This is a genomic window from Streptococcus infantis ATCC 700779 (assembly GCF_000187465.1).
In the GTDB taxonomy this organism is placed as follows: domain Bacteria; phylum Bacillota; class Bacilli; order Lactobacillales; family Streptococcaceae; genus Streptococcus; species Streptococcus infantis.
The window spans coordinates 909,446-926,230 of record NZ_GL732439.1; the positions used below are offsets into that span (position 1 = coordinate 909,446).

Below are 16,785 nucleotides of genomic sequence, written 5' to 3' on the forward strand. Positions count from 1 at the left end.
AATAGAGAGTTTATAGACTCTCTAATTTTGTTTTATATTATTTTGAAAAATTTTTTCTGACTTCCCTAGCATTTCATAGAATTCGCTGTAGGATGACGTCTTTTGAGGAATTTGGATAGACCACTTTTTAAGCAAGACCCCATAACCTTCAACTTTTCCTATTTCACTACTTACTGTCTGATCTATGCTAGGGAAAATCAAGCCAGCTTTCTCTGCTTGTAAGATATAAGCATAAGAAATCAATTGAAATAGATCATCACGATTGATTCCCTTTTCAGTCAATTCCAATTTTTTATATTTAGCATCTAGAATGATTTTTAACTCTTTATGATAAAAATCTGGAAATACCTTTCGTTTCCCACCAGAAAATACAGAGATACCACCTTTCTTTTCTTTATTGCGTGGATGGATGAATTCTTTTGGCAACAAGGTATGAACATACTCTTCCCAAAGCCAGGCAACATCAAAAAGAATACCATGGATTTTTTGCTCTTGGTATCCTAAACCATGCTCTTCTCTATTTAGGATCATCAGGCAAAGTTCTTGCAATTTTCTGTACTCGCGAAAGTAGGCATGACGAAGGGGTTTATCTTGATTTCGTCGAATAACCTTAGCACGATCAGCTTGTTTATACGAAGGTGTTACACGAATTATTTCTGTAATATTTTCACGATTAGTATATATGATGCCTCTTCCTAGAGATTTTTGATTTTTAATGTACTCGATAGTATGACGAATCAGCTGCATCATCGGATTGTCATAAGTAAATTCTCTTGTAGTATAAGCAATATTACCTGTGAAAGGAAGATTTTTCTTGAGATGATTTACTACATCAATCACTCCCTTGATATGACTATCATTATGGGAAAACCTCTGGTATTCCTTATAAAGTCCCTTTCGCATAGCAGCTTCCAAATACTTTGGAAAGAGGTAGATTAAAAGCTGATAGAGTATTTCCTCGCGCGATAAACCAACATCCAAACTAGTGAGATTGATATTTAGAACTTTCTGCAATAGATAATGCAAAAAATAGTCATCACTTTTACTCGAAAAGCGAGAAGAAATGGTTAATCTCTCCTGACCACACCCCAGAAATCCAATCACATTCCCTGTTTTAATTTTCTGATTGACTGTTTCCAAAATCTTTTGGTCCTTATCCAAATCAGGAGAATTTTTCAGGTCGTTTGGAAATATAAAGATACTATCTTCTTGAGAAAGATTATCTAGAGTTCTATCTAGAAGAACTTGACTAATTTTAGGATATTCTGTGATAAACTCTTCTTTGTTTAAGCCCTGTTGATTGTCAGTTAACTGCATCGTCATCACCAATATCTTGCTGATTTGTCAGATCATATGCTTTTTTCAAAGTATTCAGTATTTCATCTTCTTCATAAGAACCACGCAAGTAATCTTCCAAAAGTGGTTTAAGATAATCAGACCAGAGTAACTCATAGTCAAAGTCTACTTCTTCCAGTTTAAGGAAATAACTTGGTCCGATATGATAATGACTATTCAGTTCTTGAACTTTTTCAATTTTAGCATTCAAGTTTCTTAGACGCGCTTTAGCTTCTTCAGCCTTATCACCAAGAGCATCATCTAGCATGCCTAGTTGGCTTTCAGCAGTAACTTCAATAAAACGGAAACGACGGCGCATTGCAAAATCAAAGGTGTCCACCGAACGGTCAATATCATTCATAGTTCCAATGATGTAAACATTTTCTGGGATATAAAACTTTTCATCAGTTTCGTGTAGATTGGCATATTGGGTAGATACACTTCCCTTTTCACCACGATATCCAGGATCAATGGAGAAAAAGAGTTCACCAAAAATCTTAGAAATCTCACCACGGTTGATTTCATCGATGATGAAAACGAATTTCTTGTCTGTATCAATTTCTGTTGGGGAAAGGTAGTCTTTCAGACCAAATCTCTTTCTCAATGTTTCTAGGACAGTTCTTCCACCACTTTTGTAGTATTCTTGCTTATTATAATTTTTATCTTTATACAACTCGTAAACATATTTGCGAGGTAGTGACCATCCTGGAACACCACTATCATAATTTACTGACAAATTTTGTCTACTATTAACAGATAAGTAAGATGTTTTTGTTATATATTCTTTTTCTTCAGTAACATTTATATATTCTAAGTAAGAGTCCCAAGCCTCATCAAAATTATCTTGTCCTCCAATCAATTGGGCTTCTTTTGCTTTCTGACAGAAATCTTTAAAAATACCATCCTGTAGCCTAAACTCAATAGCTCCATCCCCATTTGATACTGGTCTTAACCCCTCCACAAAATCTGTATAGTCATAGGATGGATGAAACTGAACAAAGCCGATTTGGTCTTCGTTGCCATCCGTTAATTCTTTGGCAATTTCTTTAGCAAGATAAGTTTTTCCTGTACCAGGTGCACCACGAAGGATGAGGTTTTTGGATTGTAGTAGAGTTTGACTCAATGGATAATAAACCTTATATTCTAGAGACATTTTTTCTTCTTTCTTTTCTTTTTCGTCTAAAAATTGTGTTGAATAATCAAATAAGATACTTCCCAACAATGATGGTTCCAGCTCAGGATACTTTTGCAATACAAGTTGACAAATCTCATGATTCTGAAGATAAGGCCCCCCTTGATTTTTTTGAGGAAGTAGCTTGTTCCAGAATCTCTTTTGACTATTCATATTTACCCCTAAAAAAGAATGATTCTCAGAATAAATACAAAGTAATTTTGTCACCACCGCAGAACGACCAATAAATTCATTCTTTGAATTTTTCATGTCAAAGATAGGATTATTGAAATCTAATTTTCTACCTGCTTGAATGATCTCATACAAATCAGTTTTTAATTTGTTAAAACGGTCTTCTAGTTCTGATTCTGGAATGACTTTATTAGCTTGATTCTTATAGCTTTTAGTATCCTCATTCCAATAAATACCAAATTTTGAAGAACCTCCGCCTCCAATTCCCATAAATAAAGATTTGTATTTTCCCCTCTCAAGACCGTAGCAAAAAGAATTACTTTGAGCTCCTTTCCCAATGACGTATTCATCGATAGATAGTGTTAAAATTCTATCAAGTGGCCACTCTTTAAGAAATTCTTCACGTAATTGTTCATTGTAAATACTATATTTAGATGCATCTTCTCTTAATCTTATTTTATTTTCTTGGTACCAAGCATAAAAATTTTCCAAACTGACTTTTCTTTTCAGCATCAATCTTACTCCTTTTATAATAATGTTCGAATAAAAAACTATATATTTCATATATAGAATATCATATCCTATAAAAAATGAAAAGAATTTCTAAAGAAAAAGCCCAGCGTTAGGAGTTTCAATGTCTCTTAACACTAGACTTATTTTTATCTTAATAATACTCCCCTTGACGGTAATCCCATGAGTTAAAGGTGTCTGACAGATGCATCATGATTTTATCGATCTCAAGTCCTTTACGGATCACAACTGGTGCTGGTGAAGTTGAACGTGCTCCTCCTTGTTCTGGAATAAGCTTGCCGTCTTTATCAACCATAGAGACCATCACACCTTGCTCGTAGCGAGTTTCGATTGTTTTGTCTGGTTGGATTGAGGCAACGTAGTCGTCTGCTTCGATGACAAGATCCACTGCTCCTTCGATACGTTGACCGATTCCTTCAACCTTACCACGATTTCCTTTTCCAGAAGGGTTTGCAGATGAAGCGTAGACCATTTTCCCTTCTTCCCAAAGTTTGGCAGCTAATTGTTCACCAGCTTTACCAAACTTGATAACAAAACAACTCGTTCCACGAACGTCAGTCATGAGTTCTTCACGTCCATCACCATATGCTTTCAATTTTTCAAAAGCTTCTGGTTTCCAAGGCAGAATACAACCAAGGAGAATATCTTCGTCCCAATGTTTTTGATAGAAGGCTTCGATTTCAGGATTTAGCTGTGCTAAAGCGCGAAGCTCATCCATACTACCACAGAGGACAACGCCTGGTTTGTTACGATTACGTTCTTTGGCTTCAAATTTACGCTCAAGTCCAGCCTTGTCGCTAGTCATGATAATGTAACCGACTTTAGTAGGACAAACGATACATCCGCCCTCACCTTTTAAAATGTCATAGCCTTCTTGTGAAAGTGTTCCGTCCCATTGAATGTGTTTTGTCATAGTTCTATTTCCTTTTCTATATTTATTCTAATCCTACCAGTAGGCTGGACGTTGTTTTTCATAAGCAGCAATCAAATCTTCATACTGCAAGGTAATACCGATATCATCCAAACCATTTAAGAGCTTGTGTTTCCACTCGCTATCAATTTCAAAGGAGAATTCTCCGACTGGTGAAATGATTTTTTGTTGTTCCAAGTCGACCGTCACTTGATCAGTTGGTTGTATTTGGGCGAGTTTTTCTCTAACTTCCCTTGGTTGAACAATTGGCAACATGCCATTATTGAGTTCATTATTGTAATGAATATCTCCAAAAGATCCTGCAATTACGACCTTAAAACCATAGTCTGCTAGCGCCCAAGCAGCGTGCTCCCTCGAAGAACCAGCTCCAAAGTTATCTCCCGTGATGAGGATAGTAGCTTTGCGATATTCAGGTCGGTTAAAGACAAAATCTGGATCCTCAGTGTACTTATCGTCCAGATAACGCCAAGCATACATGAGGTATTTACCAAAACCTTTCTTGTCAATCAACTTCAGAAACTGTTTGGGAAGAATTTGGTCGGTATCGATATTGTCATTCATCAGAGGAACGGTTGTTCCTGTATAAACTGTAAATTTCTCCATATCCTCTCCTTACTGAGCTTCTGGCATTTGTCGAACATCTACGAAACGCCCTGCAATAGCTGCTGCTGCTGCCATTGCTGGACTGCAGAGGTGTGTTTTAGCACCAAAACCTTGTCTATCTTCAAAGTTGCGGTTACTGGTTGAGGCACAGTGAACACCATCTGGTACTTTGTCAGGATTCATTCCTAGGCACATGGAGCAACCTGGGTCTCTCCACTCAAAGCCAGCATCTTGGAAAACCTTATCCAAGCCCAACTTTTCAGCAGCTCGTTTGACTGGTCGAGAACCAGGTACCACAATAGCTGTTAAATTGGGAGCTATTTTCTTTCCTTTGACAAATCGCGCAGCCAGTTGCAAATCACTAAGTCTAGCGTTGGTACAAGAACCAATAAAGACATAGCCTAGTTGGATATCTGCTGGTTTTTGACCTGGTTGCAAATCCATGTAATGATAGGCTCGTTCATCATTCATATCCTTAATTTCTGGAAAACTAGAATCAAAGTCAACGCCCATAGCAGGATTAGTACCCCAAGTCACCATAGGAGCCAATTCTGAGACATCCAAACGAATAACCTTATCATAAACGGCATCTTCATCACTAACCAGTCTTTTCCAATCAGCTACTGCTTCATCAAAGTCCTTGGGAACACACTCTCGACCCTTCAAATAATCATAAGTCCTCTGATCTGGATTCATAATTCCCATCTTAGAGCCAAACTCGATAGACATATTGCAGATAGTCATTCGTTCTTCCATACTAAGTGCATCAATGGCCTGACCTCGATACTCCACCACGTAGCCAACACCACAAGCAACACCGTATTTGGCAATTAAGGCTAGAATGAAATCTTTGGCATAAACCCCTTTTTGAGGAACTCCTGTGAATTCCACCAACATTTTTTTGGGTTTAACCTGCCAAATGGTTTGGGTTGCAAAGACATGTTCAACCTCACTGGTTCCAATACCGAAGGCAATCGCTCCAAAAGCTCCGTGAGTTGCAGTATGGCTATCACCACAGACGATAAATTTTCCTGATTGTGTTCTTCCTGTTTCTGGACCAACCATATGAACGATACCTTGCTTTTCTGAACCGTGGGCCGCATGTTCGATTCCAAACTCTTCAACATTTTCAGCTAACTTATCAATCTGTGCTTTGGAGATTACATCTCGAATATCATATATATTGACCGTCGGGACATTGTGGTCAAAGGTACCAAATGTTAAATCTGGTCGTCTCAATCTACGTCCTGCATCCCGCAATCCTTGAAAAGCTTGCGGACTGGTCACCTCGTGAATATAGTGCTGATCTACATACATGAGTTGAGGCTGTCCTTCTTCTCCTGTAATCACATGGAGGTCCCATAATTTATCAAAAATCGATTTTCCTGCCATCCATTACCTCCATATCAAATACAAAGCTACTAGTGTAGTCACTATTCCTAGGAACCAAACCGTTTTAAAATACCATTTTCTAGTCTTGTGATGAAAGGTAACACCTGCCAACCAAGCACCAAAACCACCACACAAGAATGCAAATGATAATAAATATTTTTCCGGGATGCGCCAAGCACCTTTTCTTGCTTTGGATTTGTCAATACCATAAATCATAAATACCAATAGATTCCAAATCAAAATAGCAAAAGTAATTCCTTGATTTATCTTCATAGTCTTTCAATGATGGCTTCTGTCATTTCCTTGGTTGAAGCCTCTCCTCCTATATCTCTCGTTAAAATTCCTGCTGCTAAAGTTGCTTCAACTGCTTCTTCGATACGTTTAGCATCCTCATATCGCCCAAAACTATCTCGCAACATCATAGCAACTGATAATATCATAGAAATGGGATTGGCGATTCCTAGGCCTGCTATATCAGGTGCTGAACCGTGAATAGGTTCATAAAGACTCGGACCATTTTCAGAATGACTGGCTGATGGCATAACACCCAGTGTACCAGATAGAACACTTGACTCATCCGAGAGGATGTCCCCGAAAAGATTCTCTGTTACGATAACATCGAACTTAGCAGGATTAGTAATCATAAGCATGGCAGCTGAGTCCACCAACTGGTGCTCCAAGGTTACATCTGGAAAATCTTTTGCGACTTCCTCAGCCACTCTTCGCCAAAGTTTTGATGTTGCCAAAACATTTTGCTTATCAATACTGGTAAGGATTTTTCTCCGACTTCTTGCGATTTCAAAAGCCTTACGAATAATCCGCTCTACTTCCTCATAACTATAATCATTGATATCACGCGCTTTTCGGTCTTCAAGGATATGATCACCAAAGTAAATTCCACCAGTCAACTCACGTACTACAACAAAGTCAACACCCGCAATTCGTTCAGGTTTGAGAGGCGATAAGTGCTTAAGGCTATCAAAAATTTTAACTGGACGAATATTGGCATAAAGATTAAGTTCCTTGCGGAGTGCCAAAAGCCCTTGTTCGGGTCGAACTGTAGCATTATCATACTGAGCACTACCTATTGCAGCAAGGAGGATAGCGTCCGCTTCTCTAGCAGCCTTGAACGTTTCGTCTGGTAAGGGGTGTCCTGTAACATCAATACCTGCACCTCCAAAAGGTCTTCTATCTATCTCATAGTCAAAGCCTGTTTTTTTGGCTATCGATGCTAGAACTTCTAAACCAGCTTCCATGATTTCTGGGCCAATACCATCACCTGCTAGGGCAACAATTTTTTTTGTCATAGCTTACTCCTTTAAAGACTAGGCATGTCGCGATAGGAAACATTTGGACCTATCTCTCCGGTATTCTCTTTTTGAACAAAAGTATTAGCATTGATGTAGGCAATAGCTGAAGCCTTCAACACATCGAAATCAATTCCGGCTGCGTTAAAGATGGTTTCTGTATCTTTGTTTTCAACAGTAACTAAGACTCTTGCCTGAGCGTCTATACCATCCGTTACCGCATCAATAGTGTAGGACACCAAGCGAACAGATTGGTTGAAGAATTTGTCAACAGCGTTAAAGATAGCCTCAACAGAACCTTGTCCAGTTTCATTAAAGTCGACTTTCTCACCATCCAAATTAGCCAATCTAACAGTCGCTTCAATTTCATTTTCCGCATGAGTTTGAAGTTGTAAATCATCAAAGTGAAATCCTTCTGGGTTTTCAACCATGGTTCCAGCTACTAGAGCACGAATATCCGCGTCTGTGACTTCTTGTTTCTTATCTGCAAGTGATTTGAATTTGTCAAAGAGTGGCTTGATATCCTCTTCTGTGAAGTCTAAGGCCAGTTCTCTCAGTTTTTCTACAAAGGCATGGCGACCAGATAATTTTCCAAGTGGGAGGCTATTACTCTTGACACCGACTAATTCAGGGGTTATGATCTCATAAGTGAGAGGATTTTTAAGGACTCCATCTTGGTGAATACCAGATTCATGAGAGAAGGCATTTCCTCCAACAACTGCCTTATTTTTTGGAACTGGAATCCCTGAGAAGCGAGAGACCATTTCGGACGTATTAATCGTTTCGTTTAGGACGATACTTGTCTCCGCTTGATAATAATCTTGTCGAATATTGAGGGCTACTGCTATTTCTTCCAAAGCAGCATTCCCAGCTCGTTCTCCAATACCGTTAATGGTTCCTTCAACACGTCCCGCACCATTTTTAACAGCAGCAAGGCTATTTGCTACCGCCATTCCAAGGTCATCATGGCAGTGAGGCGAATAGATAATCTGACGGTCTGTTTGGACATTGTCAATCAGATATTTAAAGATACTTCCATATTCCTCTGGAGTTGTAAAACCTACTGTATCAGGAATATTGATATAAGTCGCACCCGCATCAACCGCAGTTTGAACAACTTGTAGGAGAAAGTCCAGCTCAGTTCTAGTCGCATCTTCTGGAGAGAATTCTACTACTTCAAACTTACTCCGTGCATAGGAAACATGTTCACTGATAGCTTCCAAAATCTCTTCCTTACTCTTATTGAGCTTATACTTACGGTGAATAGGACTTGTTGCTATAAAGACATGTATTTGTGGATACTTAGCATCCTTAAGTGCTTCATAACAAGCGTCAATGTCTGATTTAACAGAACGAGCTAAGCCTGTCACGGCTGTTTTTTTCATAGCCTTAGCAATTTCTTGAACAGCTGTAAATGAATCTGGACTGGCAGCCGGAAAACCAGCTTCGATTGCTGAAATTCCCCATTTCTCTAGCTGTTTTGCTATAGCAACCTTTTCCTTTATTGAAAAATTGACACCTGGTGTCTGCTCACCATCTCGAAGACTGGTATCTAAAAACTCAACTACACGCATGAGAATTCTCCCTTCACATTTTCGATATAGAAAAAACATCTCACTCGGGGTTCCAAGCGAGATGTTGATTTACTCCCGCTTGGTAAGCCAAACAGGACTAATGCTTTTGCACTAGTCCGAGTACCTCAACAACAAAGCAAATTGATTAAACTTAGCTGTTTTCATGTTTGGCTTTCTCCTTTGTCTGATGTCTTGTTTAGTATTCTAGCATAGGAAAAATCACTTGTCAAGAAAAAATCCAATATTTTCTGAAAATTTCTTCAATAAAGAATATTTTGCGAATTGAAAGTATTTGAAAACTCAAATATATTTATTTCTTAGAAGTCAAAAACCAACTTCTCTCAAATAATTCAAGGACCTTTTCGTCAGTTAGAGTTTCATCAAGTGGAAGACTAATCCAATAGCGTTTATTCATATGAAAGGCTGGATAAATCCCATTTTGTGAAAGCAAGTCAGCTACTTGGTCGTGTTTGAGGTTGACTGCTTCCACTAGCCCTTCTCTACCCTTATCTAGCCTATCCCAAGGAATTCTCATTAAAATAGCATACCACTTCTGATTATCTTCATGGCGCAAAACCGCCGTATCAGGTGATTTCTCCCATAGATATTCCAGCTGATTGCCATACTTTTCTTGAACAAGCGTCATGATTCTCTTGGTCTGTGGACAGAGAAATTCCTCTACCTCAAAACAAGCCTTTCGAATGCCATAAAGAACTTCTAAACAAGCCTCTCGAACGCTTCCGACAAAAGTACCTCTCATACTTTCCATATGAACTTGAGGATAGAGGTCCCTAGTTTCTTGGTCATAAACTCGAAAACTTAAGTCCCCATCCTCAACTGTAACCATCATGAGAAAATCTCCCTGCAAGATAGTCGAACTATAGGTCCATACACCTTGATTTTCTACAAAACCATACTCTTTAGCCTTTTTACTATTAAACTGATAGGCTTTAAAAATTTCAAACATAAGCGAAAACTGCTACCAAAAGCTAGCAGTTCCTTTCTATTTTTTAAAAGACAACCTTTGTTCCATGTAATTGTGTCACACCCAGTTGATCGATAAAGGTTTGACGGTTGTCCATGTCAATCCCACCACCCGGTAAAATTTCGATTTTTCCTGCAGCGTGTTCTAAAATTCTGCGGTAGTGAGCAAAACGTTTCTCTAACGAGTCGCCAGATACACCAGCTCGAGTGAGGATGCGTGTTACACCAGCCTGGCTGAGCCAATCAATGGCTTCCAACTGCTCTTCATCGCTCAAATCATCGAAAGCCATGTGGAAGACAATCTCCATACCTTTAGATGCAGCAATCAACTTTTCGAGGTTAGCCTTATCCAATTTCTTATCTGCTGTTAAGGCACCAAAGACAACCCCTTGGCTTCCTGCTTGAGCAGTTAGACGAATATCCTCAAGCATAATAGAAATCTCGAGGTCATTGTAAACAAAGTCACCACCACGTGGACGAATCATAGTCATGATGGTCGTATCATAGTCGGCCGCCAGTTCCACAGCTGCCTTTGTCACTCCGTAGCTTGGAGTTGTTCCACCAACTGCTAAATTATCACAGAGCTCAATACGGCGAGCGCCAGCTTGCATAGCCTTTTCAAGCAAGGTTACATTTTCAGCACAAAATTCGTAAATCATTTGATACTCCTTGAAGGTTTCTTTGATATTATTATATCATATTGTTTTAAGTAACCCCTACTTTTTATCAAGGAAAATCATGACTTTTTTAGCTATTCTTTATCTGGAATTACCTTAAAGAGATAATAGGTTATAAATACTGTTAAGCAGCCTAAAGCAATTTTTACAGGTAAGAGCGGAGCAAAATAAATGGAGATTCCCATCAAAATATAAATCGATACGATAATCTTCTTCTTTCGTTCACGCGCAATAGACTTAGTTTCTCTGAAGTCCGCAACATAAGTTTGGTAGAGCTTGGTATGATAGAGCCAATCTTCAAAACGTTTAGAGGATTTTGAAAAACAAGCAATTGACAACAAGAGAAAGGGTGTTGTCGGTAATAGTGGCAAGGCAACTCCAACGATTGCTAAAGCTAAAGAAATGAATCCAATGCAAAGATAAATAATGCGCATATCTGCTCCTAAGTAAGAATAATCTTCTTCTAGTTAAGCATAAAAAGATAAAATCTGTCAAGTTTAAATTAAAAAGAGCTGAAATTATCATTTCAGCCCTAATTATTTTTATTTAATCTTGTCTTCTTCGTAGTCACCATTGCTACATACGATCTGTTTCCCGCCACCACGGATTTTTTTCTCCATGAGGAAGTGACCACATTTAGGACAATCACGTCCAACAGGTTTATCCCAAGAGGTAAACTCACATTCTGGATAACGATTGCATCCATAGAAAATACGATTACGTTTGGTTTTGCGTTCGATGATTTGCCCTTGATGGCATTTTGGACATGTAACACCAACTTCTTTAACAATGGCCTGCGTATGTCGACAATCTGGGAAATTACTACATGCATAAAACTTACCGAAGCGTCCAATCTTAATCACCATCGGACTACCACAAACTTCACAGTCAAATCCTGCTGGTTCGTCCTTGATTTGAATTTTTTCCATCTCTGCTTCAGCTTTTGCGACCTCTTTAGAGAATGGTTTGTAAAATTCATCAATAACCCGTTGCCACTCTTCTTTTCCGACCTCGACATCGTCCAGTTTACCTTCCATTTCAGCGGTAAATTTCACGTTAACAATATCTGGGAAGTATTCAACAATCAGCTTGTTAACGACTTGTCCTAGATCAGTTGGTTCAAAGCGTTTAGATGCTAGTCTTACATAGTAACGTTTTTGAATTGTTTCAATGGTTGGAGCATAGGTAGATGGACGTCCAACTCCGTTTTCTTCCAAGGTTTTAATCAGTGTTGCTTCTGAATATCGTGCCGGTGGTTGTGTGAAATGTTGTTCAGGTTTGCTATTAACCTGTTTGACCACATCTCCTACTTCCATATCAGGCAGCATCTTATTTTTATCAGAATCGTTGTAAATGGCTAAATAACCATCAAACTTAACCTGACTACCATTCGCCGCGAATTGAACACCATTTTGCGAAAGTTTAACAGCCATGGTATCAAAAATTGCACCAGTCATTTGACTCGCTACAAAGCGGTTCCAGATAAGGGTATAAAGTTTTAGCTGGTCTTTATCCAAATACTTAGCAATTTTCTCAGGTGTATTAAAGACACTTGAAGGACGAATAGCTTCGTGGGCGTCTTGAGCGCCATAGGCATTTTTCACCTTGCTACCATGTTTAGAATACTTACTACCAAAACGTTCATTGATGTAGCTAGCGGCTTCATTCTGAGCAACTGGACTGATACGAGTAGAATCCGTACGCATATAGGTGATCAAACCTTGGACACCTGTACCAATATTGATTCCTTCATAGAGTTGCTGAGCAACCATCATAGTCTTTCGAGTACGGAAGTTAATCTTGTTAGCAGCATCCATCTGCATAGAAGACGTTGTATATGGAAGAGGAGCATTGCGCTTTCTTTCCTTTTTATCTACTTGATCAACAGTAAAGTCTTTACTGCTAAGATGAGATAAAACTTTTTTGACTTCATCATTGGTAGTCAACTTCATCTTCTTGCCATTCATTCCATAAAAAGAAGCTTGAAATTGCTTGGTACCTTTTTTAAAGACACCATCAATTGTCCAATATTCTTCTGGTTGGAAGGCATTGATTTCATTTTCACGATCAATGATTAGCTTAAGAGCAACAGACTGAACACGCCCTGCTGATAAGCCTTTTTTAACCTTTTTCCAAAGAATTGGTGAAATTGAATACCCCACTAAACGGTCCAAAACACGACGGGCTTGTTGGGCATCCACCAAATCCATATCAATCTTACGAGGTTCTTTAAAGGCATTTTTTACTGCATCTTTGGTAATCTCGTTGAAAACAACACGGTTGGTATCATTCTCGTCTAGATCTAAAATATGCGCTAAATGCCATGAAATAGCCTCCCCTTCTCGGTCCGGGTCACTTGCAAGAAATACTTTATCAGCTTTCTTAGCTTCTTTTTTCAAATCATTGATGAGAGGACCTTTCCCACGAATATTGATATATTGCGGTTCGTAATTATTTTCCACGTCAACTGACATACTTGATTTTTTCAAATCACGAATATGTCCTACGCTGGCTAAAACCTTATAATTACGTCCTAGATATTTTTCAATCGTTTTCGCCTTAGCAGGCGACTCCACGATTACAAGATTTTTTTTACTTGTTGATTTTTTCTTTTTGGTTGCCGTTACCACAGTATCACACCTTCTCAAAGTAATTAAACTTTATAAAGTGTAAACCATTTTTAAAAACCTGTCAAGACATAACACCCTATAATAGAAGAAAAGTTTTCTAAATGAAATCATTTCATTCATTAAAATTCAAATTCTGCTAGTATATCCTGCCCACATGTTGCTAGTTTTGCTCCTTCTTGGATTAAATGATGACAGCCGTCTGAGCGTCCATCTAAAATGGAACCTGGAATCGCAAAGACATCTCTACCTTCCTCCATGGCACGCTCACAAGTGATTAAGCTACCAGATCTCATTTTGGCTTCTGCAACGATAACTCCTCGACACAATCCTGCAATAATCCGATTTCTGGCAGGAAAATGAAATTTTAAGGGTTCTTCCCCTGGCCCGTACTCACTTAGTATTAAATGATTGTCTCCAATATATTCTTGAAGACGTTTATTGGAGCGTGGATAATAGGCATCTAAACCAGTCCCAATAACGCCAATCGTTTTGCCCCCAGTTTGAAGAATTGACATGTGGGCTGCTGTGTCGATTCCTCTAGCAAGTCCACTCACAACAACTAATTCATTTTCCAATTCTTCAATGATTTTACGGACTGATTTGGTTCCTATTTGACTACAAGAGCGACTACCAACAACAGCAACCTTGGGTAATTTCAAGAGATTTAAATCTCCTTTATAAAAAAGCAATACAGGAGCATCATAAATTTCACTGAGTGAAATGGGATAAACATCATCCAAAATTGAAAATGATGGGAACTTTTCAAAATCTTTCTTCAGGCGTTCCATGCTTTCAAAAGTCAGTTTATGGTACCGCTCCATAAAAACTACTGGATTACGACACTCTGAGGCTTCAGCGATTGTCTCTAAACTCAATTCCTGATCATAAATTTCTCCGTATTGAAGTACTTTCAGAACTTGCTGATTACTTAAGCCCGCTTGCTTTAACTTATAAATCTCAAAATTATCAATCTTAATCTTCATTATTAACTCCTTGTCATCCTATCTCTATTTATATATTCGTAGAAAAAGAAAAAAACTCCCAACAATTTTTACTTGTAGGAAGTTTCTTTTTATATTTGTTATCTTAATAATCAGGTCGAAGAACTCCAGTGACAGTCGCTTTAGTCGCCTCATAGTCTCCGTCAATAACAACCTTGATAATGCGTTTAGCATCCTCTTCAGGCGTAGGAACCAATGGAAGGCGGGTTGGACCAGCTTCAAATCCCATATAGTTGAGGACTGCCTTAACAGGTGCAGGACTTGGGTATGAGAAGAGAGCATTAACCTTGGGAATAAACTTACGTTGAATAGCTGCCGCTTTCTTCATATCACTCTCTTCAATCGCAGTGAACATTTCATACATTTCATCACCATTGGTATGAGAAGCAACAGAGATAACCCCGTCAGCACCAAGGTTCATCGCATGAAAAGCATCTCCATCTTCACCAGTGTAGATCAAGAATTCTTCTGGTTTGTGCTCAATCAAATAAGCCATATTTGCAAGGCTAGTACATTCTTTAACACCAATGATGTTTGGATGTTCCGCTAAGCGAAGCATGGTTTCTGGAGTCAATTCTACTACTACACGACCTGGAATGTTATAGATAATGATGGGTAAATCAGAGGCATCTGCAATAGCTTTAAAGTGCTGGTACATACCTTCTTGAGATGGTTTATTGTAGTAAGGAACAATTGCGAGACCAGCCGCAAAGCCTCCAAAATCTGCCACTTCTTTGACGAACTCAATAGAGTCTCGTGTATCATTAGTACCGACACCAGCAATTAAAGGAACACGGCCATTAACAACTTTCTGAACTGCTGCAAACAACTGCAATTCCTCATCGTGAGTAAGAGTCGGACTCTCAGCAGTCGTCCCCGCCAAGAGAATTCCGTCTGTATGATGTGCCAATAAATGTTCAATCAACTTTGGAATAGCGTCGAAATTTATTGACCCATCCTCATGGAAAGGGGTAATAAAAGCAGTGATAATTTTACAATCTTTTAAATCTTGATAAGACATAGAAAAAACCTTTCTCTATATAAGAAAGAGGCTGGGGCTTACTTGCCTTTGCCTCCTGTTCTGTTCGTAAAATAAGTAGATTCGCTTTCTAGCGAAGGAGAAATCAAACTCTTCGAGTTACTGATTTCTGTCTCATAACGCAGTGGTTGATTGGAACTACTCATGTTTGCAACATTCGTACTTACTAATCAACTGTGCGGGGGCAAAACTACGAAATCAAACTCTTCGAGTTACTGATTTCTGTTTTGCTCCCTATTTCAATTCAAACTTCAACTCAGCTGTTGGGTGTACTAGACCACGTTCATGTAAAGTCTCTGCAATTTGAACTGAGTTCCAAGCAGCACCCTTGAGAAGGTTATCAGAAACCACCCACATGTGGATCCCTTTTTCAGCATCCAAGTCTTTACGGATACGTCCGACAAAGGTATCGCGAGAACCAACCGCATTGATAGCTTGAGGATAGATTTGATGAGCCAAATCGTCTTCAAGAACTGCACCTGGAAAGGCAGCAATCGCAGCTTTGACTTCATCGATTGGAGCCACTTCTTTTGTTTCAATATAAACTGACTCAGAGTGAGCTGACAAGACAGGAATACGCACGCAAGTTGCTGAAACGGCAATGCTATCGTCTTCCATTATTTTCTTAGTTTCGTTTGTCATCTTCATTTCTTCATAAGTGTAGTCATTATCAGTGAAGACGTCAATTTGAGGAAGGGCATTAAAAGCAATTGGATAGTGTTTCTTATCGCCACCTGATGGCAAGATTTCCGCATGCAAATCACGTGGATTTACACCATCATTCAATACTTCACGCAATTCACGTTGTGTCTCAAGAATAGCTCCCATACCAGCACCTGAAACAGCTTGATAAGTTGAAACAATGATACGATCTAAGCCCCATTTTTGACGAACTGGTTCAAGAGCTACCATCATTTGAATAGTTGAACAGTTAGGACATGCGATGATCCCGTTATGAGCATCAAGAGCATGGGCGTTTACTTCAGGAACAACCAATGGCACATCTGGATTTTGACGGAAATAAGAAGTGTTATCTACTACTACTGCCCCTGCTTTAACAGCATAAGGTGCGTATTTTGCAGAAGTTGAACCACCAGCTGAGAAGAGAGCAATATCAACTCCTTCAAAAGCTTCTTCTGTTGTTTCTTCAATAGTCACATCTTGGCCCTTGAATTGCAAGACCTTTCCTGCAGAACGTGCAGACGCAAGGTAGCGAATCTTATCAATTGGAAGAGTTGATTCTTCCAACATTTTGATCATTTGAGCACCAACGGCACCTGTAGCACCGACAACAGCAACTGTATATCCCATAACAAACCTCTTTTGGAATTTTCTAAAAATTTCTATAATAGAAATATTATACTACTTTTTAGAAAAATTGAAAAGTCTTTACCTTATCTATTTTCTGAAATTAAAAA

General features: G+C 38.9%; 15 protein-coding genes. All 15 read right to left on the reverse strand.

Going from position 1 to position 16,785, the window contains the following annotated elements; all coding sequences use genetic code 11:
* Positions 1-21 precede the first annotated feature (21 nt).
* On the reverse strand, positions 22-1,317 hold the full coding sequence (locus tag HMPREF9423_RS06870) for an McrC family protein (RefSeq protein WP_006148611.1): 1,296 nt from the start codon (positions 1,315-1,317) through the stop codon (positions 22-24).
* On the reverse strand, positions 1,304-3,211 hold the full coding sequence (locus HMPREF9423_RS06875; RefSeq protein WP_006155598.1) for an McrB family protein: 1,908 nt from the start codon (positions 3,209-3,211) through the stop codon (positions 1,304-1,306). The genes HMPREF9423_RS06870 and HMPREF9423_RS06875 overlap by 14 nt, the downstream gene beginning before the upstream one ends.
* Positions 3,212-3,362: 151 nt before the next feature.
* On the reverse strand, positions 3,363-4,142 hold the full coding sequence (locus HMPREF9423_RS06880; RefSeq protein WP_006148613.1) for an L-threonylcarbamoyladenylate synthase: 780 nt from the start codon (positions 4,140-4,142) through the stop codon (positions 3,363-3,365).
* A gap of 33 nt (positions 4,143-4,175) precedes the next feature.
* The gene (gene leuD / locus HMPREF9423_RS06885; RefSeq protein ID WP_006148614.1) at positions 4,176-4,763 is read right to left on the reverse strand and encodes a 3-isopropylmalate dehydratase small subunit; all 588 of its coding nucleotides are present in this window, start codon (positions 4,761-4,763) and stop codon (positions 4,176-4,178) included.
* A gap of 9 nt (positions 4,764-4,772) precedes the next feature.
* Entirely contained in the window at positions 4,773-6,155 is a 1,383-nt protein-coding gene (gene leuC / locus HMPREF9423_RS06890) for a 3-isopropylmalate dehydratase large subunit (protein WP_006148615.1), read from the reverse strand.
* 3 nt (positions 6,156-6,158) lie between these two features.
* Positions 6,159-6,428, reverse strand: a complete 270-nt coding sequence (locus HMPREF9423_RS06895) for a DUF1294 domain-containing protein (protein WP_006148616.1) — start codon at positions 6,426-6,428, stop codon at positions 6,159-6,161.
* Positions 6,425-7,462 (reverse strand): 3-isopropylmalate dehydrogenase, encoded by a 1,038-nt coding sequence (gene leuB / locus HMPREF9423_RS06900; protein WP_006148617.1) that lies wholly within the window; start codon positions 7,460-7,462, stop codon positions 6,425-6,427. Before leuB ends, HMPREF9423_RS06895 begins: the two co-directional genes overlap by 4 nt.
* An 11-nt stretch (positions 7,463-7,473) precedes the next feature.
* On the reverse strand, positions 7,474-9,036 hold the full coding sequence (locus HMPREF9423_RS06905) for a 2-isopropylmalate synthase (RefSeq protein ID WP_006155599.1): 1,563 nt from the start codon (positions 9,034-9,036) through the stop codon (positions 7,474-7,476).
* Between the two features lie 310 nt (positions 9,037-9,346).
* Positions 9,347-10,003: an MmcQ/YjbR family DNA-binding protein gene (locus HMPREF9423_RS06910; RefSeq protein WP_006148619.1), complete on the reverse strand. Its 657-nt coding sequence runs from the start codon at positions 10,001-10,003 to the stop codon at positions 9,347-9,349.
* Between the two features lie 43 nt (positions 10,004-10,046).
* Positions 10,047-10,679 (reverse strand): copper homeostasis protein CutC, encoded by a 633-nt coding sequence (locus HMPREF9423_RS06915; RefSeq protein ID WP_006148620.1) that lies wholly within the window; start codon positions 10,677-10,679, stop codon positions 10,047-10,049.
* 92 nt (positions 10,680-10,771) lie between these two features.
* Positions 10,772-11,131, reverse strand: a complete 360-nt coding sequence (locus tag HMPREF9423_RS06920; RefSeq protein WP_006148621.1) for a YbaN family protein — start codon at positions 11,129-11,131, stop codon at positions 10,772-10,774.
* A gap of 108 nt (positions 11,132-11,239) precedes the next feature.
* Positions 11,240-13,327 (reverse strand): type I DNA topoisomerase, encoded by a 2,088-nt coding sequence (gene topA, locus HMPREF9423_RS06925; RefSeq protein WP_006148622.1) that lies wholly within the window; start codon positions 13,325-13,327, stop codon positions 11,240-11,242.
* 119 nt (positions 13,328-13,446) lie between these two features.
* Positions 13,447-14,304 carry a DNA-processing protein DprA gene (gene dprA / locus HMPREF9423_RS06930; protein ID WP_025170187.1) on the reverse strand — a complete coding sequence of 286 codons (858 nt, stop codon included), beginning with the start codon at positions 14,302-14,304 and terminating at the stop codon, positions 13,447-13,449.
* Between the two features lie 109 nt (positions 14,305-14,413).
* Positions 14,414-15,349 carry a 4-hydroxy-tetrahydrodipicolinate synthase gene (gene dapA / locus HMPREF9423_RS06935; RefSeq protein ID WP_006148624.1) on the reverse strand — a complete coding sequence of 312 codons (936 nt, stop codon included), beginning with the start codon at positions 15,347-15,349 and terminating at the stop codon, positions 14,414-14,416.
* Positions 15,350-15,601: 252 nt separating this feature from the next.
* Complete coding sequence (locus HMPREF9423_RS06940; protein ID WP_006148625.1) at positions 15,602-16,678, reverse strand: aspartate-semialdehyde dehydrogenase; 1,077 nt, start codon at positions 16,676-16,678, stop codon at positions 15,602-15,604.
* Between the last annotated feature and the right edge of the window lie 107 nt (positions 16,679-16,785).